Origin of the sequence: Candidatus Pelagibacter sp. HIMB1593 (assembly GCF_052047755.1) — a bacterium.
In the GTDB taxonomy this organism is placed as follows: domain Bacteria; phylum Pseudomonadota; class Alphaproteobacteria; order Pelagibacterales; family Pelagibacteraceae; genus Pelagibacter.
In genome coordinates this window covers 1,040,694-1,062,898 of sequence record NZ_JBNAJK010000001.1, presented here as the reverse complement: position 1 = coordinate 1,062,898, position 22,205 = coordinate 1,040,694, and the positions used below count along the sequence as shown (strand labels likewise).

Genomic DNA, 22,205 nt, shown 5'->3' with positions numbered 1-22,205 from the left:
AAATAAAATATATAAAACGCATGTTATTTGAAGCTATATTGAACAAGGGGACACTTCCCCAAAGGAGGGGTTCCAGAGCGGTCAAATGGGGCGGGCTGTAAACCCGTTGACTTCGGTCTTCGAAAGTTCGAATCTTTCCCCCTCCACCATTTAATATAATTTTAAATAACAATGGAGTGTTACTCTTGGGGTTGTGCGGGTGTAGTTCAATGGTAGAACGCTAGCCTTCCAAGCTGGATGTAAGGGTTCGATTCCCTTTACCCGCTCCAAGAAATTAAAGTAAGAAACAAAAAAAAACTGAGGTTAAAAAGAAATGTCAAAAGAAAAATTCGTACGAAGTAAACCCCACTGTAACATTGGGACTATTGGTCATGTCGACCATGGTAAAACAACTCTTACTGCAGCTATAACAAATGTATTAGCTGAAGCTGGTGGTGGAACAGCTGTAGCATACGATCAAATCGATAAAGCTCCAGAGGAAAAAGAAAGAGGAATTACAATTTCAACAGCGCACGTTGAATATGAAACTGAAAAAAGACACTATGCTCATGTAGACTGTCCTGGTCACGCTGACTATGTAAAAAATATGATTACTGGTGCAGCACAAATGGATGGAGCAATATTAGTTGTTAATGCAGCTGATGGTCCTATGCCACAAACAAGAGAACATATTCTTTTAGGAAGACAAGTTGGTATTCCAGCAATTGTTGTTTACTTAAATAAAGTAGACCAAGTTGATGATAAAGATATGATTGAACTTGTAGAAGAAGAAATTAGAGAACTTTTAACTTCATACAAATATCCTGGAGATACAACTCCAATCGTTAAAGGTTCAGCTTTAGCAGCAGTTGAAAAAAGAGATGATGAAATTGGAAAAAATTCAATTTTAGAATTAATGAAAGCTGTTGACGAACATATCCCGCAACCAGCTAGAGAAGTTGACAAACCATTCTTGATGCCAGTTGAGGACGTATTTTCAATTTCAGGAAGAGGAACAGTTGCAACTGGAAGAGTAGAATCTGGTGTAATTAAAACTGGTGAGGAAGTTGAAATCGTTGGAATTAAAGAAACAAAAAAATCAGTTTGTACTGGAGTAGAAATGTTTAGAAAACTTTTAGACTCAGGTGAAGCTGGTGATAACGTAGGAATTTTATTGAGAGGTATTGAAAGAACTGACATTGAAAGAGGTCAAGTTCTTTGTAAGCCTGGATCAATAACTCCTCATACTAAATTTGAAGCTCAAGCCTATATTCTTAAAAAAGACGAGGGTGGAAGACACACTCCTTTCTTTACAAAATATAGACCGCAGTTTTATTTTAGAACAACAGACGTTACAGGAGAAGTAGAATTACCAGCAGGTACTGAAATGGTTATGCCAGGTGATGATGCTAAATTCACTGTTAAACTGATTACACCTATTGCAATGGCAGAAAAATTAAACTTTGCTATTAGAGAAGGTGGTAGAACTGTTGGAGCAGGAGTAGTAACTAAAATTATAGAGTAACTCTATAAATTAGGAGTGTAGCTCAATTGGTAGAGCGCCGGTCTCCAAAACCGGAGGCTGAGGGTTCGAGTCCCTCCGCTCCTGCCAATTTGAGCTAAAGAATTATGAAGAACCCGATTAAATTTATTCAGGAAGTAAAACAAGAGGCATTCAAAGTTACTTGGCCAACTTGGAAAGAAACTTTGCAAGGTGCTTTAATGGTATTTGTTATGGCAGTTGTAATGTCTTTATTCTTTCTTTTGTTAGATCAGGTTCTTAAATTCTTCTTAGAACTGTTGTTAAAGGTGAGTATTTAATGAAAAATTGGTACATTGTTCAATCACACTCCAGTTTTGAAAATAAAGTTGCTTCATTAATTAAAGAAGAAGCAGATAAGGCTAAAATAAGTGAGAAATTTGAAGAAATTATAGTTCCAACTCATGATGTTACGGAAGTTAAAAGAGGAAAGAGAATTCAAAGAAAAAAGAAATATTTTCCTGGATACGTACTAATAAAGAGTGAAATGGATAACAATATTTATCATATGATCAAAGGAATAAAGAGAGTTAGTGGTTTCCTTGGATCAAAAGGCATCCCAGTACCTGTTTCTGATAAGGAAGTTGAGAAGATTTTAGGCCAAATTAAAGATGGTGTGGCTCAGCCAAAATCTGGTATAGATTACAGCGTTGGTGAAAAAGTTCAGGTTGTTGATGGTCCATTTGCATCATTTAATGGAATGATTGAAGAAATTGATGAAGAAAAAGCTAGACTTAAGGTGTCAGTTTCTATATTTGGTCGTCCAACACCAGTAGATTTAGAATATAACCAAGTTGAGAAAGTAAGTTAATGGCAAAAGAAATAAGTGGATTTATAAAGTTACAAATTAAAGGCGGACAAGCTAATCCCGCTCCTCCTGTTGGTCCTGCTTTAGGTCAGCGTGGCGTTAATATAATGGAATTTTGTAAAGCATTTAATGACAAAACAAAATCTATGGCTGGAAAACCTGTTCCAGTTGAAATTACTGTTTATAAAGATAAAAAATTTGATTTTAAAATTAAATCACCACCAGCATCTTTTTATATTAAAGAAGCTGTTAAATTAAAAGGTGGATCAAAAGAGCCAGGGAGAAATATTGTAGCTTCAATTTCAAAAAAACAATTAGAAGATATTGCTAAAGAAAAAATGAATGATTTAAATGCCCACGATATAAACGAAGCAGTAAAAATTATTGCAGGTTCAGCTAGATCAATGGGTATAGAGGTGAAAGAATAATGGCTTCAAAAAGATATAAAAAATTGCCAGAAAAAACTAAAGACTTAAATGCAGAATCTATTGAAAAATTATTACCTGAACTAAAAAAAAACTGCACAACAAAATTTGATGAATCTCTAGATTTAAGTTTTCAAATAAATAACAAACAAAAGAAAAGTGAAGTCAACATTAGAACTGTAGTAAATCTTCCAGGAGGAACAGGCAAGAAAGTAAAAGTTGCTGTTGTTTGTGAAGATAATAAAGCTCAAGAAGCAAAAGATGCAGGTGCAGATATTGTTGGTGGAGATGAATTTGTTGAACAAATAAAAGGTGGGGATTTAAATTTTGAAAAATTAATTTGTACACCAGGAATGATGATTAAACTTTCGAAATTAGGAAAAGTTTTAGGTCCAAAAGGATTAATGCCAAATCCAAAACTTGGTTCAGTATCTGAAAATATTAAACAAGCAGTTACCGATGCAAAATCAGGACAAGTTGAAATTAGAAATGATAAAGATGGAAATATTGGGGTAAGTATTGGAAAAAAATCATTCAGTGATGATCAATTATTAAAAAATTATAATGCAATAATAGATGCATTAGAAAAAGAAAAGTCTAACAACACACTCAAAGGTGATTTAATAAAAGGTGTTTTTGCAACTTCTACTATGGGTGTTTCATACAAAGTTAAATTAGGAAAATCGATATAGTTATGATGAACAAAGAACAAAAGAAAAATTATATTGAAGAAATGACTTATAAATTTGAGAGTAGTAAAGCTGTGATGGTTACACACTATCAAGGCTTAACAATGACTCAATTAGATGATTTAAGAGCAAAAATGAGAGAGCATGGTATCGTCTTCAAAATCACTAAAAACAGAATTACAAAATTAGCATTAGAAAAAACTAAGTGTAAAGATTTATCCAATCTTTTCACAGGTCCAACAGCGGTTGCATTTGGTGAAGATGCAATAATGTCTGCAAGGATCTTATCCAAATTCGCTAAAGATAATGAAAATCTCAAATTAATTGGCGGAATAATGGATGATGAGGTCCTGGATCAGGCCGGTATCCAAAATGTTGCTAGTTTACCTACACTTGATGAAGCAAGAGCTAATATTGTAGGTATTTTAAACGCTCCAGCCTCAAAATTAATTAGTATTTTGCTTGCACATTCGGAAAAAATGAGTAGTTTGACCGCAGAAAATTCTGAAACACAACCCAAAGAGTAGAAAAATATGCCTGACCTAAATAAAATTATTGAAGACTTATCAAGTTTGACTGTCGCTGAAGCAGCCGAACTTTCAAAACAGTTAGAAGAAAAGTGGGGTGTAACTCCAATGGCAGCAGCAGCTCCAGCAGCAGCAGGTGGTGCAGCTCCAGCAGAAGAAAAAGATGATTTCACTATCATGTTAGTTTCTGCAGGTGATAAAAAAATTAATGTTATCAAAGAAGTAAGAGCAGCTACTTCATTAGGTTTAAAAGAAGCAAAAGATCTTGTAGAGGGAGCACCAAAAGAAGTTAAATCTGGTGTTAACAAAAAAGATGCTGAAGAGATCAAAGCTAAGTTAGAAGCTGCTGGCGCAAAAGTAGAACTTAAATAAATTAATTAGAAAGAATTCAAATACTGATTATTTTTAATCAGTATTAATAAATATAGATGCAATTATCTTTTACTGAAAAGAAAAACATTAGAAAAAGTTTTGGTAAACTAAAAGAAAGCTTATCAATTCCAAATCTTATTGAAGTTCAAAAAAATTCTTACAAAGAATTAACCGAATTCTATGCTGAAACCGAATTAACAAAAGGTTTTGATAGAGTTTTTAAAAGTATTTTTCCAATTGAAGATTTAAATGACAAAGCAACTCTTGAATATGTTTCATACAGGTTAGAAAAACCTAAATTTGATGTTGAAGAATGTATAACAAGAGGTCTAACTTATTCTTCAGCTCTTAAATGTACTTTAAGATTAGTTGTTTACGAAATAGATCAAGAAAACAATACTAAAGATATTTTATCAGCAAAAGAACAAGAAGTTTACATGGGTGAAGTACCTATGATGACTAATAGTGGAACGTTTATTACCAATGGTGTTCAACGTGTTGTTGTAAACCAAATGCATAGAAGTCCAGGAGTTTTCTTTGACCATGATAAAGGAAAAACTCATGCAAGTGGAAAATTATTATTTAATTGTAGAGTAATACCTAACAGGGGATCATGGTTAGATTTTGAATATGATGTTAAAGATTTTTTATATTTTAAAATTGATAGAAAGAAAAAAATATTTGCTTCAACGTTACTTTTAGCTTTAGGTTTTTCTAAATCAGAAATTGTTGATGAGTTTTATGATAGTGAGCAATATACTTTTGATCCTAAGACAGAAAAATGGAAAACTAAATTTAATCCTGAGAATTACAAGGCTAAAAATTTTTCTGAAGAAGTAATTGATGCAAAAACTGGTGAAGTAGTAATCAAATTAGGTGATAAAATTAATTTTTTAAATGCTAAAAAATTAGCTAATGACGGACTTAAAGATATTTTAGTTTCAAGAGAATCTCTTTTTGGAAAATTCTTACATAGAGATGTTAAAGTAAGTGATGAAGAAGAAGGTACTTTTAAAATTGGTACCGAACTTAATGATACAATTATTCAACAAATACTGGATGCAAATGTTCACTCTTTACAAATATCCGTAACAAATTCCATAAATAAAGGACCATATTTATTAACAACAGTTTTAGCTGACAAAAATAACTCTAAAGATGAAGCTATAACTGAAATATATAAAATGCTAAGACCTGGAGAGCCACCTACAATAGAGATAGCCACTCAAATATTTAACAATCTTTTCTTTAGCTCAGACAGATACGATCTATCTGATGTTGGTAGAGTGAAAATGAATTCAAGACTAAACCAAGAGTGTTCTGATAAAATTACAATCTTAAGAAATGATGACATCATTGCAATTATTCACAAAATGTTAGATTTGCGTGATGGTAAGGATGATGTTGATGACATTGATCATTTAGGAAATAGAAGAGTACGTTCTGTAGGTGAGTTAGTTGAAAACCAAGCGAGAATAGGTGTTTACAGAATGGAAAGGGCTATTAAAGAAAAAATGACTACTCTAGATGTTGAGTCTGCGATGCCACAAGATTTAATTAACGCAAAACCACTAACTGTTTCATTGAAAGATTTTTTTGCTAGCTCTCAACTTTCACAGTTTATGGATCAAACGAACCCATTATCTGAAATTACACATAAAAGAAGAGTTTCTGCTCTTGGACCAGGTGGACTAACTAGAGAAAGAGCAGGATTTGAAGTTCGAGACGTTCACCCAACCCATTATGGAAGAATTTGTCCAATTGAGACTCCAGAGGGACCAAATATCGGTTTGATAAATAGTTTATCAACTTATGCAAAAATAAATAAATATGGTTTTATTGAAAGCCCATATAAAAAAGTAAAAGATGGGGTTGTGCAAGATAAAGTTGAGTATTTATCTGCAATGGAAGAAACCAAATTTACAATTGCTCAAGCAAATACAAAGTTAGATAAAAATGGAAAGATAGTTGAGGAACTTGTTTCTTGCAGACAAAATTTAAACTTCCTTTTATCAAAACCAGATGCAATTGATTATATCGACGTTTCACCAAAACAACTTGTTTCTGTTGCAGCATCTTTAATACCTTTCTTGGAAAATGATGATGCTAACAGAGCTCTAATGGGTTCTAACATGATGAGACAAGCAGTTCCTCTTTTAAAACCAGAATCTCCATTGGTTGGTACTGGAATTGAAAGCGATGTAGCTTTAGACTCTGGTGTAACTATTGTTGCTAAGAGAGATGGAGTTGTTGATAAAATTGACGGTAAGAGAATTGTTATTAAAGTAACAGAAGAAACTGATTTTAGTGAATCAGGTGTAGATATTTATAATTTACAAAAATTTAAAAGATCAAACCAAAATACGTGTATTAACCAAAGACCGCTTGTTAGAGTTGGTGATAAAGTTAAATCTGGTGATATTATTGCAGATGGTCCTTCAACAAAATTAGGTGAATTAGCACTTGGAAAAAATGTAACAGTAGCATTTATGCCATGGCAAGGTTACAACTTTGAAGACTCAATTTTGATTTCAGAAAGATGTGTAACTGACGATGTATTTACTTCAGTACATATTGAAGAATATGAAATAATGGCAAGAGACACAAAACTTGGAGAAGAAGAAATTACCAGAGATATTCCTAATGTTAACGAGGAAGCTTTAAAAAATCTTGATGAATCAGGAATAGTTTACATTGGAGCTGAAGTAAACGCTGGCGATATTTTAGTTGGAAAAGTTACACCAAAAGGTGATTCAGCATCAGGACCAGAAGAAAAACTATTAAGATCAATTTTTGGAGAAAAAGCTATTGATGTTACTGATACATCTTTGAGAATGTCACGAGGTGCTAGTGGTACAGTTGTCGATGTAAGGGTATTTAACAGACATGGCATTGAAAAAGACGAAAGATCAATAACTATTGAAAGAGCTGAAATTGAACAAGTTCAGCAAGATAAATTAGTAGAGGAAGAAATTTTAGAGAGAAGCATTAAACAAAGAGCATCACAAATTTTATCAGGATCATCATTAACTAAAAAAGTAAAAGATTTATCTGAAGGAACAAAACTTGATTTTGATTCAATTAATAATCTATCTATAAATGATGTATTTAAAATAACGGTTGGTAATGTAAATGATGAAGCGACTTTGGCGCAACTTAAAGATCAATACAACAAAGCAAAACAAGACATTACAGAAAGATTTGAAGATAAAGTTTTAAAAATTAGAAGTGGTGATGATTTATTACCAAGTGTTATGAAAATGGTAAAAGTTTTTGTAGCTATTAAGAGAAGATTAAGACCAGGTGATAAAATGTCAGGAAGACATGGTAATAAGGGCGTCGTTAGTAAAATAGTACCAGTTGAAGATATGCCATACAGAGAAGATGGTAGACCAGTTGATATTGTTTTAAACCCTCTAGGAGTTCCAAGTAGGATGAATGTAGGTCAAATTTTAGAAACTCACCTTGGTTGGGCTTGTAAAGAATTTGGTGAACAGATTAAAAATTTAGTTAACGAAAATAATAAAAAGATTGAAAGAACTGAAAAAATAGAAAAATTTTTAAAATCTGTTTATGGAGAAGATACTTTCAATGAAAAAGTAGACAAATTAAGTAAGAACGAATTTAAAGATCTGTGTGAAAATTTACAAAATGGTATTGCAATATCCACTCCTGTTTTTGATGGCGCTAAAGAGAAAAATGTAACTGACATGTTAGAGTTAGCGAACTTACCAGGATCTGGACAAACTTATTTATGGGATGGAAGAACTGGAGAAAAATTTGACAGACCAGTTACAGTTGGAATAATTTATATGCTGAAACTTCATCATTTAGTTGAAGATAAAATTCATGCAAGATCTACAGGTCCTTACAGTTTGGTTACACAACAACCTCTTGGTGGTAAAGCACAATTAGGTGGTCAAAGATTTGGAGAAATGGAAGTATGGGCTCTTGAAGCTTACGGAGCTTCTTATACTTTGCAAGAAATTTTGACTGTAAAATCTGATGATGTTGCAGGAAGAGTTAAAGTTTACGAAACTATAGTTAAAGGTGAAGAGAATTTCGAGTCTGGTATTCCAGAGTCATTTAACGTCTTAGTTAAAGAAATTAAATCATTAGCATTAAACGTGGAGCTTAATTAATGAAAAAAGAATTAACTGATTTATTTAAAGGAAGCGAAATTTCAGAAGCGCAAAATTTTAATAGTATTAAAATTTCTTTAGCTAGTCCTGAGAAAATTAAATCTTGGACATTTGGTGAAATCAAAAAACCAGAAACTATAAATTACAGAACATTTAGACCAGAGAAAGATGGTCTATTCTGTGCAAGAATTTTTGGACCAATCAAAGATTATGAATGTTTGTGCGGAAAGTATAAACGAATGAAATTTAGAGGTATTATTTGTGAAAAATGTGGCGTTGAGGTAACAAAATCTAATGTAAGAAGAGAGAGAATGGGCCACATTAATCTCGCAACTCCTGTGGCACATATTTGGTTTTTGAAATCATTACCAAGTAGAATTGCACTTGCGGTAGATATGAAGTTGAAAGAAATCGAGAGAGTTCTTTATTTTGAAAACTTTATAGTAATCGAACCGGGATTAACTGGTTTGCAAAAAAACCAACTGTTAAATGAAGAAGAATTAGCAAAATATCAAGATGAATTTGGAGAAGAAAGCTTTACTGCAGGTATTGGAGCAGAAGCTGTTCTTGAGATGTTAAAAAATCTTGACTTAGAATTAGAGAGAAAAAACCTTGTTAGCTTTATTAAAGAGACTAAATCTAAAGTTAATGAAGAAAGAGCAATTAAGAGATTAAAATTAATAGAGTCATTTATTGAAACTGGTCAAAAACCAGAGTGGATGATTATGACTGTAGTTCCAGTTATTCCACCAGAATTAAGACCTTTGGTTCCGCTAGATGGCGGTAGATTTGCTACTTCAGATCTTAATGATTTATATAGAAGAGTTATTAACAGAAATAATAGATTAAAAAGATTAATGGATCTTAAAGCTCCAGACATCATTGTTAGAAATGAAAAAAGAATGCTTCAAGAGTCTGTTGATGCTCTTTTCGACAATGGAAGAAGAGGTCGTGTTATTACTGGAACAGGTAAAAGACCACTTAAATCTCTTGCAGAAATGCTTAAAGGTAAGCAGGGTAGATTTAGACAAAACTTGTTAGGAAAAAGGGTAGATTACTCTGGAAGATCAGTAATTGTTGTTGGTCCAGACTTAAAATTACATGAGTGTGGATTACCAAAAAAAATGGCTTTGGAGTTATTTAAACCATTTTTATACGCAAGATTAAACAAATTAGGTTTAGCATCTACAATTAAACAAGCTAAAAAATTAGTAGAGAAAGAAACTAATGCTGTATGGGATGCACTAGAGTTAATCGTAAGAGAGCACCCTGTTTTATTAAATAGAGCACCAACACTTCATAGACTAGGTGTTCAAGCTTTTGAACCAAAATTAATTGAAGGTGATGCAATTGAGCTACACCCTTTAACTTGTGCAGCTTTTAATGCTGATTTTGATGGTGACCAAATGGCTGTTCATGTACCTTTAAGTTTGGAAGCTCAGTTGGAAGCAAGAATACTAATGCTATCAACAAACAACATTCTATCTCCTTCAAATGGTAAACCTATAATCGTTCCAAGTCAGGATATGATTTTAGGAATATATTATCTTTCTCAGGAACCAGTATCGGATAAACCATCTGGATACTTTACTAATTCTGATCAAATAGAGTTTGCATTATCTTCAGGTGAAATTAACGTTCATAGCACTATTATTTCAAGATATGAAACTGTTGATGAACAAGGAAATAAGAAGATTGAAAAATACACATCAACCGCAGGAAGATTTTTATTAGCCAACCTATTACCAAAAAATAGCAATATTAAATTTTCACTAGTTGATAGATTGCTACCAAAAAAAGTTGTTTCCGAAATAATTGATGTTGTTTTCAGATTCTGTGGTCAGAAAACGACAGTTATTTTCTGTGATAAACTTAAAGATTTAGGATTTAAGCATGCATTTAAAGCAGGAATTTCATTTGGAAAAGATGATTTAATTATTCCTGAAAATAAAACTCAATTAATTGATGATACTAAAAAATTAATTGCTGATTATGAAACTCAATATGCTGAAGGTTTGATTACAAGAGGCGAGAAGTACAACAAGGTTGTCGACGCATGGTCTAAATGTACTGATAAAGTTGCGGGTGAAATGATGAAAAGAATTTCTGCAACTGAAAAAACAGAAGAGGGCTTAAAAATAAACTCTGTATTTATGATGGCTGATAGCGGTGCCAGAGGTTCAGCAGCGCAAATGAAACAATTAGCTGGTATGAGAGGATTAATTGCAAAACCTTCAGGTGAAATTATTGAAAGTCCAATTATCTCTAACTTTAAAGAAGGTTTAACAGCTTTAGAGTATTTTAATTCTACACACGGAGCAAGAAAAGGATTAGCAGATACTGCGCTTAAAACAGCAAGCTCTGGTTATTTAACAAGAAGGTTGTGTGATGTTGCTCAAGATTTAACAGTAACAAAAATTAAATGTGAAGAACCAGGTTTTATTGAACTATCAGAGATCTTAGAGGGTGGTAATGTAGTTGTTAGTTTAGCAGAAAGAGCACTAGGTAGAGTTACAGCTGCTGAAGTGAAAAATCCTTTAAGTGGTGAGGTAATAATCAAAAAGTCTGAAATGATCGATGAGGCAGGCTGTGATAAAATTGATGCAGCAGGTGTTAAATCTATAAAAGTTTATTCAGTAATGACTTGTAGTTCTAAAGAGGGTGTTTGTGCTACTTGTTACGGAAGAGATTTATCTAGAGGTAAAATGGTGCATGTGGGTGAAGCAATTGGTATGATTTCAGCTCAATCAATTGGAGAACCAGGTACGCAGTTAACGATGAGAACATTCCACGTTGGGGGAACAGCTTCGGTTAAACAAGATAACCAAATTATCAGCAAAAGCGATGGAACATTAAAAATTATTAACTCAAATATTCTAGAAGATTCTAAAAAGAATTTAATTGTTATGGGAAGAAATACTCAACTTTCTATTGAGGATGATAAAGGAGTTCAAATAGCAGTTTATAAAGTTGCTTATGGATCAAGATTATTTTTTAATAATGGAGATAAAGTTAAAGCAAATACAAAAATTTGTGAGTGGGATCCATATACAACTCCAGTTATTGCTGAAAAGAGTGGTATTGCAAGTTATGTTGATTTAATAGATGGTGTTTCAATTCAAGAAACTACTGATGATGCAACTGGTATTTCATCAAAATCTGTGATTGATTGGAGAGGTCAATCTAAGAGCACAGATTTAAAACCAAGAATTACTTTAAGAGATGAAAAAGGAAATGTAATTAAAAAAGCAGATGACAATGAAGCTAGATATTACTTAGTACCAGATTCAATTTTATCAATTAAAGATGGTCAAAAAGTTTATGCTGGTGATGTTATTGCAAGATTGCCTAAAGAAACAACGAAAACCAAAGATATTACTGGAGGTCTTCCAAGAGTAGCTGAACTTTTTGAAGCTAGAAAAGCTAAGGACAGTGCTATTATTGCTGAAAATGATGGAAGCGTTGTTTTTGGAAAAGAAGTTAGAGGTAAACAAAGAATTTCGATTGTTCCTGAAGACGGATCAGAACCATCAAATTATTTAATTCCAAAAGGAAAACACATTAACTTTAATCCTGGTGAAAAAATTCAAAAAGGTGAATATCTTTTAGATGGACAGCCATTACCGCATGATATTTTAAGAATTTTAGGCATTAAAGAATTAACAGAATATTTTGTTAATCAAGTTCAAGAAGTATATCGATTACAAGGTGTAATTATTAACGATAAACATATTGAAACAATTCTAAGACAAATGCTTAAGAAAGTTGAAGTTAAGGTATCTGGAGATTCAAGTTATTTACCAGGTGAAGTGGTTGATAGAATCAAGTTTGATAATACTAATGAAAAATTAGTTGCTGAAGGCAAAACTCCTGCAGTTGGAGAAAGAGTTTTAATGGGTATTACTAAAGCTTCACTTCAAACAGAATCATTCATTTCTGCTGCATCTTTCCAAGAAACGACAAGAGTATTAACAGATGCTGCAATTAAAGGGAAAGTTGATCCATTAAACGGTTTAAAAGAGAACGTAATTGTTGGAAGATTAGTTCCTGCTGGAACGGGTAATATCAAGAACAGATGGAACAACAAGGCCTTGGAAGATGATAATAGCTTCTTAGCAGAACAGGATAAACTTGAAGCTTCTGAGCCTGAAGAAACACAAGTAAATCAATAAAAAAATCACCTAAAAATTGCAGTTTTAGTTTGACAATAGCTGATTAATAAGTATTTTGGCGATGTTTTTGGTTGGAATGTAGTGCTCTTGAGGTACTAAACGCTGCCACAAAATAACCTGTCAGTTATTTTCATCTCAAAAATAAATTAATTAATTTTAAAAAAGAATTATGCCAACTATTAATCAGTTGTTAAGAAAAAAAAGAGTTAAACAAGTTTCTAGGAACAAAGTTCCTGCTTTACAAAAGCAACCTTTAAAAAGAGGTGTTTGTGTTAAAGTTTATACAACCACTCCAAAAAAACCAAACTCTGCATTAAGAAAAGTTGCTAGAGTTAGATTGTCAAACGGTTTTGAAGTAACTGCTTATATTCCAGGCGAAGGTCATAATTTACAAGAACACTCTGTAGTACTAATTAGAGGTGGAAGGGTTAAAGATTTACCTGGTGTTAGATATCATATCTTAAGAGGAAATTTAGATACACAAGGTGTTGCAAATAGAAAACAGAGAAGATCTTTATACGGAACAAAAAAAGGTAAATAATGTCTAGAAAAAAAACTCAACCCAAAAAAAATGTAGTTCCTGATCCAAAATTTAATTCAACTATAATTCCAAAATTAATAAACAACATTATGTATGATGGCAAAAGAGGTATTGCTGCAAAAATAGTTTATGAAGCAATAGAGAAAATCAAAACAAAAACTAAAGATGAACCTATAAATATTTTTAATGAAGCAATTAACAACATCAAACCAACAGTAGAAGTTAGATCACGAAGAGTAGGTGGTGCAACATACCAAGTACCAGTTGAGGTAAAAAGCAAAAGAGCTCAAGCACTTGCAATAAGATGGTTAGTTGATTCAGCAAGAAAAAGAAAAGATAAACACATGGCAGATAAAATTTTTAACGAACTGTATGATGCTTATGAAAAAAAAGGTGCTGCAGTAAAAAAACGAGAGGATGTTCATAAAATGGCAGAGTCTAACAAGGCATTTGCACATTTTAGATGGTAAAAAATTATGGCTAGAACTCATACATTAGATAAATATAGAAACATTGGGATCATGGCCCACATAGATGCTGGTAAAACAACTACTACAGAAAGAATTTTATATTATACAGGAAAAAGTCATAAAATTGGTGAAGTACATGATGGTGCTGCAACAATGGATTGGATGGAGCAAGAACAAGAAAGAGGTATCACAATTACTTCTGCAGCAACAACTTGTTTCTGGAATGACCACAGAGTTAACATAATCGATACTCCAGGCCACGTAGATTTTACAATTGAAGTTGAAAGATCTTTAAAAGTATTAGACGGTGCTGTGGCTGTATTTGATGGAGTTGCTGGTGTAGAGCCTCAATCTGAGACAGTATGGAGACAAGCAGACAAATATAAAGTTCCAAGAATTTGTTTTGTAAATAAACTTGATAGAACTGGTGCAGATTTCTTTAGATGTGTTGATATGATCAGAGATAGATTGGGTGCTAAACCATTAGTTTTACAAGTTCCTATTGGAATTGAAGCTTCTTTAACTGGTGTTGTTGATCTTGTTAAAATGAAAGCTCAAGTATGGAAAAATGAAGCTTTAGGCGCAGAGTGGGAATATAAAGATATACCTGATGATTTAAAAGAAATTTCAGAAAAATACAGAACTGAATTAATTGAGTCTGCAGTTGAGCAAGACGAAAAGCTAATGGAAGCGTATTTAAATGGAGATGAAATTAAAGAGGAAGATTTAGTTAAATGTATTAGAAAAGGAACTTTAAATTTTAGCTTTGTGCCTGTTTTAACTGGTTCAGCTTTTAAAAATAAAGGTGTCCAACCTTTATTAGATGCAGTTATTAATTACCTTCCAAGTCCAGTGGATATTGGATCTATTAAAGGAACAAAACTTGGTTCTGATGATGAGATTGAAATGAAATTCGAAGATGGATCATCTTTTTCAGGATTAGCATTTAAAGTAGCAAATGACCCATTTGTTGGTTCATTAACATTTGTTAGAATTTATTCTGGTACAATTAAATCTGGTACAGCTGTGTACAATTCTTCATCAGATAAAGAAGAAAGAGTTGGTCGTATGCTTTTAATGCATGCAAACTCTAGAGAAGATATTAAAGAAGCAAATGCAGGTGATATTGTTTCTTTGGCAGGTTTAAAAAATACTATGACAGGACACACTTTGTGTGACAAAGAAAATCCTGTTTTATTAGAGCCAATGGAATTTCCTGAACCAGTAATTGAAATTGCTGTTGAGCCTAAAACAAAAGGTGACCAAGAAAAAATGGGTGAAGCTTTAGCAAGATTAGCTAAAGAAGATCCTTCATTTAGAGTTTCATCTGACGAGGAATCTGGTCAGACAATCATCAAAGGAATGGGTGAGCTTCATCTAGATATTATTGTTGATCGTATGAAAAGAGAATTTAAAGTTGAAGCAAATGTTGGTGCTCCACAAGTTGCTTACAGAGAAACAATAGAAAAGTCAGCTGAATTTGAATACATACACAAAAAACAAAGTGGTGGTGCTGGCCAATTTGCTAAAGTAAAATTATTTGTTGAACCTCAAGAACCAGGCAAGGGTAGAGAGGTTGAAAGTGCCATAAAAGGTGGAGCTATTCCAAAAGAATTTATCCCTGGTGTTGAAAAAGGTATTGAGACAGTTTCTGATAGTGGAATACTAGCAGGTTTTCCTATGATTGATTATAAAGTAACAATTGTTGACGGTCTGCATCATGATGTAGACTCAAGCGTTCTGGCATTTGAACTTGCCAGCAGGGCATGTTTTAAAGAAGCTTGTACTCAAGGTGGACTAAAGCTTTTAGAGCCTATTATGAGAGTGGAAGTTGTTACTCCAGAAGATTATATGGGTGATGTAATTGGTGATTTAAACAGTAGAAGAGGCCAAATTAGCACTCAAGAGCAAAGAGGAAATGCAACTGTTATAACAGCAATGGTCCCTTTAGCTAATATGTTTGGCTACATTAATAATCTTAGATCAATGTCACAAGGAAGAGCGCAATATTCAATGTTCTTCGATCATTATTCTAAAGTTCCACAAAACGTTCAAGATGAAGTAACTAAAAAGGTAGCGGGTTAATGGAAAAACAAAATATTAGAATTAAATTAAGAGCATACGACAATAAAGTTTTAGATGCTTCTACCGAAGAAATAGTTAATACAGTTAAAAGAACTGGAGCTACTATAAAAGGTCCAATACCACTTCCTACTAGAATTGAACGATATACAGTTTTAAGATCTCCACATATTGATAAAAAAAGTAGAGAGCAATTCGAGTCTAGAACTCACAAAAGATTAATCGATATTATAGAACCAACACCACAAACGGTAGAAGCTTTAATGAAATTAGACTTAGCCTCAGGTGTTGATGTGGAGATAAAAATTTAATTATGAGCGAGATAGCTTTATTAGGTAAGAAAATTGGCATGACTAGAGAATTTTATAAATCTGGTCAGTTAGTGCCTGTTACAGTTCTTAAAGTTGAAAAAGCTAGAGTTATTCAAGTAATTGAAGAAGAAAAAAGAGGTTACAAAGCTGTTCAACTTGGATATGGAAAAATAAAAAATTCAAAATTAACAAAAGCAATGAAAGGTGTTTTTGCAAAGAAAAACACTGAAGCTAAGAAAAAATTAAAAGAATTTAGAGTAAACGATACTTCTGCTTACAAAGAAGGAAATGAATTTGGTTTAGAAATTTTCAAAGATATAAAATTTGTAGACACAAGATCAAAAACGATTGGTAAAGGTTTTGCTGGTGCAATGAAGAGACATAATTTTGGGGGCTTAAGAGCCAGCCACGGTGTTTCTATCTCACATAGAGCTCATGGATCAACAGGACATAGTCAAGATCCAGGTAAAGTTTTTAAGGGAAAAAAAATGGCTGGTCATATGGGTGATAAATTAAGAACAATGCAAAATATCGAAATAATAAAAACAGATTTAGAAAATGAGTTACTTTATTTAAAGGGATCTATTCCAGGATCAAAAAATGCTGAAGTGATGGTAAAAAAATCAGTAAAAAATATAAGCAAAATGACAATCAGTGAAAAACAAGCTGCTGCTGAGGAAGCAAAAAAAACACCAGATAAAAAGAAAAAATAATGAAATTAGATAAAATTAGCATAGACGGAAAAAAAGATACTATTGAAGTGTTAGATAAAATATTTTCTGCAAAAATTAATCAAAAGTTAGTTGCTAGTGTTTTATATAAAACAAATGCCAACTACAAAGGTAGACACGCTAAAACTAAACAACAAAATGAAGTAAAAGGTCCAACCTCAAAAATTTATGCACAGAAAGGAACTGGTGGAGCAAGACACGCTAGTAGAAAAGCTCCTATTTTTGTTGGTGGTGGTATAGCTCATGGTCCAAAAGGTGAATTAGCTTACAAAAAAAGAAAGTTAAATAAAAATGAAAAGAAACAAAGTGTTGCTTCTTTAATTACTGAAAAAAATAATAATAAGAACTTATTAATTTTAAATGATTTTAATTCTGAAATTAAAAAAACAAAAGAAATGAATTCAATAATTAATAAACTAGAGATTTCTAATTCATTAATTATTCTTGATAAAAATTCAAAAGATAAGATAGAAAAATCTGTGAGAAATATTCCAAACGTAAAAGTTACTGACGTAAATCATTTTAGCGCTTACGATATTATAAAATTTAAGAAAGTAGTTTTTACTGAAAGTTCAGTAAAAGAATTGGAGAAAAGGTATTCTTAATATGGATAAAATTCATTTATACGACAAAATTCTTTTCCCAGTTGTTACTGAAAAATCAACAAACCTATCAGAATTGAATAAAATTACTTTCAAGATTCCTGACGGTGCTAATAAAAAAAACCTTAAAAAAAATATTGAAAAAATTTTTAAAGTTAATGTCACTAAAATTAACATCATCAATAAACAAAATAGAACTAAACTCACTAGAGGTAAAAAAGTGAAAGTTTCAGGATACAAAAAAGCAATCATAACTCTAAAAAAAGGTCAAAGCATTGATCTAACAACAGGAATTTAAGAAATGGCATTAAAAACTTTTAAACCATACACAAAATCTACTAGAGGTACTATTTTAGTAGATAGAACAGGGCTATGGAAAGGCAAACCTTTTAAAACTCTTGTTTCCCCAAAAAATGCTATGAAGGGTAGAAATAATAATGGACACATCACTTCAATTAACAGAGCAGGTGGTCATAAGAAAATGTATAGACATGTTGATTTTTATAGAAAAAAATTTGACATGGAGGCTACCGTTGAAAGAATAGAATACGATCCGAATAGATCTTGCTACATCATGTTGGTTAAATTTGAAGATGGAACACATTCGTATTTTTTAGCTCCTCAAAAAATTAAAGTTGGAGATAAGATTGAGAGTGGATCAAAAAAAGAAATTAAAATTGGAAATTGCATGCCGCTACAAGATATACCAGTTGGTATCAATATTCATAACGTTGAAATTCAACCAGGTGGCGGCGGTAAAATAGCTAGAGCAGCCGGTTCTTCAGTTACGATTAGTGGATTAGATGGAAATTATAGTTTAATTAAATTAGCATCAGGGGAAGTACGTAAAATAGACTCAAGGGCTTTAGCTACTATTGGAATATTAAGTAATCCTGATCAAAAAAATATTAAAATTGGTAAAGCTGGTAGATCAAGATGGTTGGGAAGAAGACCTCATACTAGAGGTGTTGTTAAAAACCCAGTAGATCACCCACATGGAGGTGGTGAAGGTAAGTCAGCTGGAGGAAGACATCCTGTATCTCCAACAGGACAATCGGCAAAAGGTTTAAAAACTAGAGATAATAAGAGAACAGATAAATTTATAGTGAAGAGAAGAAATAAAAGGAAGGATACTAAGTAATGGCTAGAGCTGTATGGAAAGGACCATTTGTTGAAGAAAGCTTGATGAAAAAAGTAGACAAGTACAAAGATGATCCGAAGAAAATTCCAATTAAAACATGGTCTAGAAAGTCTACTATTCTTCCAGATTTTGTAGGGGTAGCTTTTCAAATATATAACGGTAAGAAATTTATACCAATAACAGTTTCAGAGGATATGGTGGGTCATAAATTAGGAGAGTTTGCTCCAACAAGAACTTTTTTTGGACACACACCAGCTGATAAGAAAGCTAAACCAGCAGAGAAAAAATAATTATGGGTAAGAAAAAGAAAATTGATAAAAACAACGATAAGACTGTAAAGTCTATAAACAATGGAATTAGATCTAGCGTAAGAAAGATTAATCCAATTCTAAAAAGTATTGTTGGTAAAAAGGTCGATGTAGCTATTAGAGATCTACAGTTTTCGGAAAAAAGAGTTACCAGAGATATTAGAAAAACAATTAGCTCAGCTGTTGCAAACGCTGAAAATAACTTTCAATATGATATTGACAATTTAATTGTCAAAGAAGCGTATTGTGGAAAAAAAATTGTTATGAAAAGATTTAGACCAAGAGCAAAAGGTAGAGCGGCACCAATTTTAAAACCTTGGTCAACAGTAACTATAATTTTATCAGAGGCAAAACAAATGGAGAAACATGGGACAAAAGGTTAATCCTGTAGGTTTTAGATTAGGTGTAAACAGAGGTTGGGACTCTGTTTGGTATGCTAAGAAAAAAGATTTTGGCAACTATCTAATTGAAGATTTTAAAATAAGAGAATACATCAAGAAAAATGTAATTAATTCAGGTGTATCTAAAGTGATGATAGAGAGAACATCAAACAAATGTTACGTCACAATTTACACATCTAGACCTGGATTTGTAATTGGTAAAAAAGGTAGTGATATTGATAAAATTAAAAACAACTTATCAAAATTTACTACAAATGAGGTAAACTTAAATATCAAAGAGGTTAAAAAACCTGAAACAAATGCATATTTAGTTGCTGAAAACATTGCACAACAGTTAGTAAAAAGAATTTCATACAGAAGAGCCATGAAAAGAGCCATGCAATCATGTATCAGACTAGGTGCAAAAGGGATTAAAGTTTCAGTAAGTGGAAGATTAGGTGGTAATGAGATCGCTAGAACCGAATGGTTAAGAGATGGTAGTATACCATCACACACTTTAAGAGCAGATATAGATTATGCAGAAGCGGAAGCTCTTACAACATATGGAATTATTGGAATTAAGGTTTGGATCTATAAAGGTGAAGTTTTTGCAAGAGAATTTAGCCAGGAAACAAACAAAGTCACTCCAAAGGAAGGTAAACAATAATGCTTCAGCCAGTAAGAACTAAATGGAGAAAAGCTCATAAAGGAAGAATTCATGGTAATGCTACTAGAGCAAGTACTATTAATTACGGTGCATATGCCTTGAAGGCATTACAGCCTGAAAGAGTTACTGGAAAACAAATTGAAGCTGCTAGGGTTGCTTTAACTAGACACATGAAAAGACAAGGAAGAGTATGGACAAGAGTTTTTCCAAATATTCCAGTTTCTAAAAAACCAATAGAAGTTAGAATGGGTAAAGGAAAAGGATCACCAGAATATTTTGCTTGTAGAGTAAAACCTGGAAGAATTTTATTTGAAGTTGATGGTGTTTCTGAACAAATTGCTAAAGAGGCACTTTATAAAGCTTCAGCAAAGTTACCAATAAAAACAAAGACAATAAAGAGATTTGCATAAATGAAAAAACAAGAGATTAAAAAATTAAGCAAAGATGAGGTTATCAAAAATATTGATAAGCTTAAAAAAGACTTATTTAATTTTCGATTTCAAAAAATGAATTCTCAAATAACTAATCCTGCAAAAATTGGAGAAACAAGAAAAACAATTGCAAGATTGAAAACAATTTTAAAAGGAAAATCAAATGCCTAAAAAAATATTAACAGGAGTGGTGATAAGCGACAAACCTAATAAAACAATTACAGTTATGGTAGAGAGAAAATATTCACACCCTGTATTGAAAAAAGTCATTAGAGTCAGAAAAAATTACAATGCTCATGATGAAAATAATACATTTAAAACAGGTGATAAAGTTTCAATTATTGAAAGCAAACCATTTTCAAAAAATAAAAAGTTTCAAGTTATGGAGAATAATAAATAATGATTGGTGTACAGACAGAATTACAAGTTGCTGACAACACAGGTGCAAAAAGAATAGAGTGCATCAAAGTATTGGGTGGATCTAAGAGAAGATATGCCAGTATTGGAGATACAATTGTAATTGCTGTGAAAGAGGCTATCCCTAAGGGCAAAGTAAAGAAAGGAACCGTTCATAAAGCTGTAGTAGTAAGAGTTAAAAAAGGAATTCATAGAAACGATGGATCAAAAGTAAAATTTGATAATAATGCAGCAGTATTAGTTGACGATAAAGGTGAACCAGTTGGTACTAGAATATTTGGCCCTGTAACTAGAGAATTAAGAAGTAGAGGGCAAATGAAAATAATTTCACTAGCGCCGGAGGTTTTATAAGATGATTAAAAAAGGTCTAAAAGTAAGAGTGCTAACTGGAAAAGACAAAAAAAAAGAAGGTGAAGTTATCGAAATCGACAGAGCAAATAATAGAGCCAAAGTAAAAGAAATTAATATGGTTAAAAAACACGTTAAAACAACAAAAGAGAAAAAAGGTGGTATTTTTTCAAAAGAAGGTTTTATTCATTTATCAAATTTAAAATTAATAGATGAAAAAGCAGAAAAGAAAAAAGAGGCTAAGAAATAATGACTCCAAGATTAAAAGAAATTTTTAATAAAGAAATACAACCAGCTTTAAAAGATCAATTTGGCTTCAAAAATATTTACATGGCTCCAAGAATTGAGAAAATTGTTTTGAACATGGGTCTTGGTTTAGATGGTTCAGACTCTAAAATTCTTAAATCATGTGAAGAGGATATGGCTAAGATAACAGGCCAAAAACCTGTAACTACAAAATTTAAAAAATCTGTAGCAAACTTTAAGACAAGAAAAGGGTCTAATGCAGGTTTAAAAGTTACTTTAAGAAAGAACAAAATGTATGAATTTTTAGACAGATTGGTGAATATTGCTCTTCCAAGAATTAAAGATTTTAGAGGATTATCACCGAAAGGTTTTGATAAATTCGGAAATTATACTTTTGGCATAAAGGAACATATCATATTTCCCGAAGTTAGTTTTGATAGAGCTGATAAAGTTAGAGGATTAGATATCGTTATTGTTATAAAAGCAATTAACAAAGAGCACAGCTTTGCATTATTAGAAAAAATGAATTTTCCATTTATTAAAAAAGGAGACAATTAAAAATGGCTAAACTTAGTGCTGTAAATAAAAATAAAAAAAGAATTAAACTTTCAGACAAAATGTTCAAGAAAAGACAAAATTTGAAAAAAATAATAATGAATAAAAAACTTCCATTAGAGGAAAGATTTAAGGCACAGCAGAAATTATCAAAATTGCCAAGAAATTCAGCTAAAACAAGAGTGATGAATAGATGTGAAATAACAGGTAGACCACATGGTGTTTATAGAAAATTAAAAATATCAAGAATTGCTCTTAGACAATTAGGATTACAAGGAAAAATACCTGGCTTAGTTAAGTCGAGCTGGTAGGAAGGAAAAT

The 22,205-nt window shown here is 32.2% G+C and carries 27 protein-coding genes and 3 tRNA genes; all 30 read left to right on the top strand.

Annotation, left to right across the window (positions count from 1 at the left end; genetic code table 11):
- Nucleotides 1–63 precede the first annotated feature (63 nt).
- The 30 genes from ACTTA0_RS05655 to rpsN all read left to right on the top strand — a co-directional run bounded on the left by ACTTA0_RS05655 (nucleotide 64) and on the right by rpsN (nucleotide 22,195).
- A tRNA-Tyr gene (locus ACTTA0_RS05655) sits at nucleotides 64–149 on the top strand.
- Nucleotides 150–195: 46 nt separating this feature from the next.
- Nucleotides 196–269 (top strand) — tRNA-Gly (locus tag ACTTA0_RS05650).
- 44 nt (nucleotides 270–313) lie between these two features.
- Nucleotides 314–1,504, top strand: a complete 1,191-nt coding sequence (tuf, locus tag ACTTA0_RS05645) for an elongation factor Tu (protein WP_262589086.1) — start codon at nucleotides 314–316, stop codon at nucleotides 1,502–1,504.
- Nucleotides 1,505–1,515: 11 nt separating this feature from the next.
- A tRNA-Trp gene (locus tag ACTTA0_RS05640) sits at nucleotides 1,516–1,591 on the top strand.
- A 17-nt stretch (nucleotides 1,592–1,608) separates the two neighbouring features.
- Nucleotides 1,609–1,800: a preprotein translocase subunit SecE gene (secE, locus tag ACTTA0_RS05635; RefSeq protein WP_262589088.1), complete on the top strand. Its 192-nt coding sequence runs from the start codon at nucleotides 1,609–1,611 to the stop codon at nucleotides 1,798–1,800.
- A complete protein-coding gene (gene nusG / locus ACTTA0_RS05630) occupies nucleotides 1,800–2,330 on the top strand; it encodes a transcription termination/antitermination protein NusG (RefSeq protein ID WP_262589089.1) in 531 nt (176 codons plus the stop codon). Before secE ends, nusG begins: the two co-directional genes overlap by 1 nt.
- A complete protein-coding gene (gene rplK / locus ACTTA0_RS05625; protein ID WP_262589090.1) occupies nucleotides 2,330–2,755 on the top strand; it encodes a 50S ribosomal protein L11 in 426 nt (141 codons plus the stop codon). The genes nusG and rplK overlap by 1 nt, the downstream gene beginning before the upstream one ends.
- Complete coding sequence (gene rplA / locus ACTTA0_RS05620; protein WP_440618335.1) at nucleotides 2,755–3,444, top strand: 50S ribosomal protein L1; 690 nt, start codon at nucleotides 2,755–2,757, stop codon at nucleotides 3,442–3,444. Before rplK ends, rplA begins: the two co-directional genes overlap by 1 nt.
- Nucleotides 3,445–3,449: 5 nt before the next feature.
- Nucleotides 3,450–3,968, top strand: a complete 519-nt coding sequence (gene rplJ / locus ACTTA0_RS05615; RefSeq protein ID WP_440676633.1) for a 50S ribosomal protein L10 — start codon at nucleotides 3,450–3,452, stop codon at nucleotides 3,966–3,968.
- Nucleotides 3,969–3,974: 6 nt separating this feature from the next.
- Nucleotides 3,975–4,340 (top strand): 50S ribosomal protein L7/L12, encoded by a 366-nt coding sequence (rplL, locus tag ACTTA0_RS05610; RefSeq protein ID WP_262589092.1) that lies wholly within the window; start codon nucleotides 3,975–3,977, stop codon nucleotides 4,338–4,340.
- A gap of 56 nt (nucleotides 4,341–4,396) precedes the next feature.
- A complete protein-coding gene (gene rpoB / locus ACTTA0_RS05605; RefSeq protein ID WP_440676383.1) occupies nucleotides 4,397–8,482 on the top strand; it encodes a DNA-directed RNA polymerase subunit beta in 4,086 nt (1,361 codons plus the stop codon).
- Complete coding sequence (gene rpoC / locus ACTTA0_RS05600) at nucleotides 8,482–12,654, top strand: DNA-directed RNA polymerase subunit beta' (protein ID WP_440648603.1); 4,173 nt, start codon at nucleotides 8,482–8,484, stop codon at nucleotides 12,652–12,654. Before rpoB ends, rpoC begins: the two co-directional genes overlap by 1 nt.
- 169 nt (nucleotides 12,655–12,823) lie before the next feature.
- The gene (gene rpsL / locus ACTTA0_RS05595) at nucleotides 12,824–13,195 is read left to right on the top strand and encodes a 30S ribosomal protein S12 (RefSeq protein WP_075506813.1); all 372 of its coding nucleotides are present in this window, start codon (nucleotides 12,824–12,826) and stop codon (nucleotides 13,193–13,195) included.
- Complete coding sequence (rpsG, locus tag ACTTA0_RS05590; protein WP_075506812.1) at nucleotides 13,195–13,665, top strand: 30S ribosomal protein S7; 471 nt, start codon at nucleotides 13,195–13,197, stop codon at nucleotides 13,663–13,665. The genes rpsL and rpsG overlap by 1 nt, the downstream gene beginning before the upstream one ends.
- A gap of 6 nt (nucleotides 13,666–13,671) precedes the next feature.
- The gene (gene fusA / locus ACTTA0_RS05585; protein ID WP_440676382.1) at nucleotides 13,672–15,750 is read left to right on the top strand and encodes an elongation factor G; all 2,079 of its coding nucleotides are present in this window, start codon (nucleotides 13,672–13,674) and stop codon (nucleotides 15,748–15,750) included.
- Nucleotides 15,750–16,058 carry a 30S ribosomal protein S10 gene (gene rpsJ, locus ACTTA0_RS05580; protein WP_023853699.1) on the top strand — a complete coding sequence of 103 codons (309 nt, stop codon included), beginning with the start codon at nucleotides 15,750–15,752 and terminating at the stop codon, nucleotides 16,056–16,058. Before fusA ends, rpsJ begins: the two co-directional genes overlap by 1 nt.
- 2 nt (nucleotides 16,059–16,060) lie before the next feature.
- Entirely contained in the window at nucleotides 16,061–16,771 is a 711-nt protein-coding gene (gene rplC, locus ACTTA0_RS05575; protein ID WP_440676381.1) for a 50S ribosomal protein L3, read from the top strand.
- On the top strand, nucleotides 16,771–17,394 hold the full coding sequence (rplD, locus tag ACTTA0_RS05570; RefSeq protein WP_262589100.1) for a 50S ribosomal protein L4: 624 nt from the start codon (nucleotides 16,771–16,773) through the stop codon (nucleotides 17,392–17,394). The genes rplC and rplD overlap by 1 nt, the downstream gene beginning before the upstream one ends.
- 1 nt (nucleotide 17,395) lies before the next feature.
- Nucleotides 17,396–17,689: a 50S ribosomal protein L23 gene (rplW, locus tag ACTTA0_RS05565; protein ID WP_440676380.1), complete on the top strand. Its 294-nt coding sequence runs from the start codon at nucleotides 17,396–17,398 to the stop codon at nucleotides 17,687–17,689.
- Between the two features lie 3 nt (nucleotides 17,690–17,692).
- Nucleotides 17,693–18,532, top strand: a complete 840-nt coding sequence (gene rplB / locus ACTTA0_RS05560; RefSeq protein WP_075506807.1) for a 50S ribosomal protein L2 — start codon at nucleotides 17,693–17,695, stop codon at nucleotides 18,530–18,532.
- The gene (gene rpsS, locus ACTTA0_RS05555) at nucleotides 18,532–18,822 is read left to right on the top strand and encodes a 30S ribosomal protein S19 (RefSeq protein WP_075506806.1); all 291 of its coding nucleotides are present in this window, start codon (nucleotides 18,532–18,534) and stop codon (nucleotides 18,820–18,822) included. Before rplB ends, rpsS begins: the two co-directional genes overlap by 1 nt.
- A 2-nt stretch (nucleotides 18,823–18,824) precedes the next feature.
- Nucleotides 18,825–19,223 (top strand): 50S ribosomal protein L22, encoded by a 399-nt coding sequence (gene rplV, locus ACTTA0_RS05550; RefSeq protein ID WP_075506805.1) that lies wholly within the window; start codon nucleotides 18,825–18,827, stop codon nucleotides 19,221–19,223.
- Entirely contained in the window at nucleotides 19,207–19,887 is a 681-nt protein-coding gene (gene rpsC, locus ACTTA0_RS05545) for a 30S ribosomal protein S3 (RefSeq protein WP_075506804.1), read from the top strand. The genes rplV and rpsC overlap by 17 nt, the downstream gene beginning before the upstream one ends.
- Nucleotides 19,887–20,297: a 50S ribosomal protein L16 gene (gene rplP / locus ACTTA0_RS05540; RefSeq protein ID WP_075506803.1), complete on the top strand. Its 411-nt coding sequence runs from the start codon at nucleotides 19,887–19,889 to the stop codon at nucleotides 20,295–20,297. Before rpsC ends, rplP begins: the two co-directional genes overlap by 1 nt.
- Nucleotides 20,298–20,489, top strand: coding sequence for a 50S ribosomal protein L29 (gene rpmC / locus ACTTA0_RS05535; protein WP_075506802.1), 192 nt, complete (start codon nucleotides 20,298–20,300; stop codon nucleotides 20,487–20,489).
- Nucleotides 20,482–20,718: a 30S ribosomal protein S17 gene (gene rpsQ, locus ACTTA0_RS05530; RefSeq protein WP_428080011.1), complete on the top strand. Its 237-nt coding sequence runs from the start codon at nucleotides 20,482–20,484 to the stop codon at nucleotides 20,716–20,718. Before rpmC ends, rpsQ begins: the two co-directional genes overlap by 8 nt.
- Nucleotides 20,718–21,086, top strand: coding sequence for a 50S ribosomal protein L14 (gene rplN, locus ACTTA0_RS05525; protein WP_008544079.1), 369 nt, complete (start codon nucleotides 20,718–20,720; stop codon nucleotides 21,084–21,086). Before rpsQ ends, rplN begins: the two co-directional genes overlap by 1 nt.
- A gap of 1 nt (nucleotide 21,087) precedes the next feature.
- Nucleotides 21,088–21,333 (top strand): 50S ribosomal protein L24, encoded by a 246-nt coding sequence (gene rplX, locus ACTTA0_RS05520; protein ID WP_262589105.1) that lies wholly within the window; start codon nucleotides 21,088–21,090, stop codon nucleotides 21,331–21,333.
- Complete coding sequence (gene rplE / locus ACTTA0_RS05515; protein ID WP_262589106.1) at nucleotides 21,333–21,887, top strand: 50S ribosomal protein L5; 555 nt, start codon at nucleotides 21,333–21,335, stop codon at nucleotides 21,885–21,887. Before rplX ends, rplE begins: the two co-directional genes overlap by 1 nt.
- 2 nt (nucleotides 21,888–21,889) lie before the next feature.
- Entirely contained in the window at nucleotides 21,890–22,195 is a 306-nt protein-coding gene (rpsN, locus tag ACTTA0_RS05510) for a 30S ribosomal protein S14 (protein WP_440676379.1), read from the top strand.
- The last annotated feature ends 10 nt before the right edge of the window (nucleotides 22,196–22,205 follow it).